Consider the following 2,711-nt stretch of genomic DNA (forward strand, 5'->3'; position numbering starts at 1 on the left):
CCCTCGATCGCCGGGGCCGGACGGGTCGGCAGATCCACCTCCACCCTGACGGGAACGGTGCAGCGGGAGGCGATGGAGGAGAGGGCGGCGTCGAGACCGCGGTCGGTCAGGACGGCGGGGTGGATGCCGCGTGCCAGGTCGCGCAGTTCCTGCAGGGCGAGTTTCACCTCGCCGTGCGCCTCGTCGACCATGGTGGCGGCCGCTTCCGGGTCCTCCAGCAGTTTCTCCTTCGCGAGGCCCAGACCCATGGCGAGGGCGACCAGGCGGGCCTGGGCTCCGTCGTGCAGGTCCCGCTCGATGCGGCGCAGGTCGGCGGCCGCGGTGTCGACGACCACGCCCCGGTCCGACTCCAGCTGCGAGATCCGCCGCTCCAGTTCGTCGGACGGCGACAGCAGGCCGCGCACCATCGCCCGGTCGGCGTTGGCCAGCCCCCGGGCGATGTAAGGGAGCCCCGGCCACAGGACGATCAGTCCCACCAGGGTCACGGTGAACGTCAGCACGCCCCAGGGCAGCCGTATGAACTCGTACAGCACCGTCCGCCACGCCACCGGGTCCTTCAGTACCGTCCACAGCCAGGACAGGAGGCCACTTCCCGGCCGGTGCACCGGCGGGCTCGGCTCCTCGATGCGTATGCCCAGCAGGGCCCTCGCCCTCGCCCGCTCCGCCCGGCCCAGCCACCGCGCCCCCACCAGACCGGCCGCGAGCAGCGGGAGGCCGACGACGGTCACCGACAGCCCCGCACCGACGGCCACGATGAACACCACGTAGACAAAGCCGATCAAGGCGATCGGAAGGTTGGCCAGAAGGTGGGCGACTTCCTTCCAGACATGCCGGTCGAATGCGATGCGTGCGGTCATGCGGCCCAGCCTGCCGGGCCCGACCGGCGCACGCCATGGGGTTCGTGGGGGGAGGCGAAGTAGGGATAACCCCACCTGAAGTGCGGCACGGCTGATTACCGGCGCTTTGCCAGGGCCTAGACTCCCGTGCGTACAGATCGCATAAGCATCGCCGCGAGGGCAGGGAGCGAGGGAGACGGACGTGCCGGAACCGACCGTACGCACCGTACCGACCGTACTCGCCGTCGACTATTTCCAGAGTTATTCGGTCGTCGGCCTGCTCGCCCTGATCGGCGTGCTGTTCGTCGCGGTCGCCTTCGCGGCCGGTCGGCTGCTGAGGCCCGTCGTGCCGACGCCGGAGAAGCTGCTGACGTACGAGTGCGGCGTCGACCCGGTGGGCGAGGGCTGGGCCCACACGCAGGTCCGCTACTACGTCTACGCTTTTCTGTACGTCATCTTCGCGGTGGACTCGATCTTCCTCTTCCCCTGGGCGACCGTCTTCGCCGCACCCGGATACGGCGCCACGACGCTGGTCGAGATGTTCATCTTCCTCGGCTTCCTGGCCGTAGGACTGCTCTACGCGTACAAGAAGGGCGTCCTGACATGGACGTGACCCCTGTCGATCTTCCCGAGCCGAAGAGGCTGGGAGCCCTTGCCCGGCTCGCGCCCGAGCCGATGAAGGTGGTCCTGAACTGGGGCCGCCGCTACAGCCTGTGGGTCTTCAACTTCGGGCTCGCCTGCTGCGCGATCGAGTTCATCGCCGCGTCGATGGCGCGGCACGACTTCATCCGGCTCGGCGTGATCCCGTTCGCGCCGGGGCCGCGCCAGGCCGACCTCATGGTCGTGTCGGGGACGGTCACGGACAAGATGGCGCCCGCGGTGAAGCGGCTGTACGAGCAGATGCCCGAGCCCAAGTACGTCATCTCGTTCGGCGCCTGCTCCAACTGCGGCGGCCCGTACTGGGACTCGTACTCCGTGACCAAGGGCGTCGACCAGATCATCCCGGTCGACGTGTACGTACCCGGCTGCCCGCCGCGGCCCGAAGCGCTGCTCCAGGGCATCCTCAAGCTCCAGGAGAAGATCGCCCGCGAGTCGCTGAGCGAGCGGTACGGCCACGAGCGGGCGTCGTCGGTCGGCCAGCTGCGCAGCGGGCTCGTGCCCCCTCCGGGAGGTACGGAGTGAACGCGTACGACCGTCTTCCCGACGCCGTCACCGAGCTCTTCGGCGACGAGGCCACGGCTGAGCGGACGTACGACCTGCTGACGGTCGACGTCCCCGCCGGGTCCTGGACCGCCGCGCTGGAGACCGCCCGGGACGACCTGGGCTGCACCTACTTCGACTGGCTGAGCGCGGTCGACGAGCCCGCCACCGGCTTCCGTGTCTGCGCCCATGTCGTCGCCCTGGAGAGCGGCCACGTGCGGCGGCTCCTCCTGCGTACCACCGTGCCGCACGACGCCCCCGCCCTGCCGAGCGCCGTCGGCGTCTACGCGGGCGCCGCCTGGCACGAGCGCGAGACGTTCGAGATGTTCGGCGTCCGCTTCGAGGACCACCCCAACCTGGTCCACCTCCTGCTCCCCGAGAACTTCGAGGGCAACCCGCTGCGCAAGGACTTCGTGCTGGCCGCCCGCGTGGCCAAGGCGTGGCCGGGCGCCAAGGAACCGGGGGAGTCCGAGCACGGCGGACCCAAGCGGCGCCAGATGCTGCCGCCGGGCGTCCCCGACCCGAACGACTGGGGCCCGCTGAAGGGCCAGCTCCCGCCCGCCCCGGCCCGTCCCGCCCGCGCCGCGCGTCCCGCCGGCGACCGCCCAGCCCGCGCACCACCACCTCCCGGTCAGCGAACCCCAGTCGGCCGTGTACTGGTTGACGAAGGTCTGC

4 protein-coding genes are annotated in these 2,711 nt (G+C 70.6%); 3 read left to right on the plus strand and 1 reads right to left on the minus strand.

Annotation, left to right across the window (positions count from 1 at the left end; translation table 11 throughout):
* Window positions 1–857 (minus strand): sensor histidine kinase (locus ABT360_RS35195; RefSeq protein WP_351825816.1); only part of this gene is annotated, 857 nt, incomplete at its 3' end.
* Window positions 858–1,038: 181 nt separating this feature from the next.
* Between ABT360_RS35195 and ABT360_RS35200 the strand changes: the two genes are divergently transcribed.
* The 3 genes from ABT360_RS35200 to ABT360_RS35210 all read left to right on the plus strand — a co-directional run.
* Window positions 1,039–1,449, plus strand: a complete 411-nt coding sequence (locus tag ABT360_RS35200; RefSeq protein WP_073753384.1) for an NADH-quinone oxidoreductase subunit A — start codon at window positions 1,039–1,041, stop codon at window positions 1,447–1,449.
* Window positions 1,440–2,018 carry an NADH-quinone oxidoreductase subunit B gene (locus ABT360_RS35205; RefSeq protein WP_351825819.1) on the plus strand — a complete coding sequence of 193 codons (579 nt, stop codon included), beginning with the start codon at window positions 1,440–1,442 and terminating at the stop codon, window positions 2,016–2,018. Before ABT360_RS35200 ends, ABT360_RS35205 begins: the two co-directional genes overlap by 10 nt.
* Window positions 2,015–2,711: NADH-quinone oxidoreductase subunit C (locus ABT360_RS35210; protein WP_351825821.1), on the plus strand; the 697-nt coding region annotated here is incomplete at its 3' end. The genes ABT360_RS35205 and ABT360_RS35210, both read left to right, overlap by 4 nt.

The sequence above is a fragment of the Streptomyces sp. NPDC000229 genome (assembly GCF_040300825.1).
Taxonomy (GTDB): domain Bacteria; phylum Actinomycetota; class Actinomycetes; order Streptomycetales; family Streptomycetaceae; genus Streptomyces.

Bases quoted from the DNA above. Each gene is read 5' to 3' on its own strand.
- ABT360_RS35205 (WP_351825819.1), top strand. From the start codon at position 1,440: ATGGACGTGACCCCTGTCGATCTTCCCGAGCCGAAGAGGCTGGGAGCC.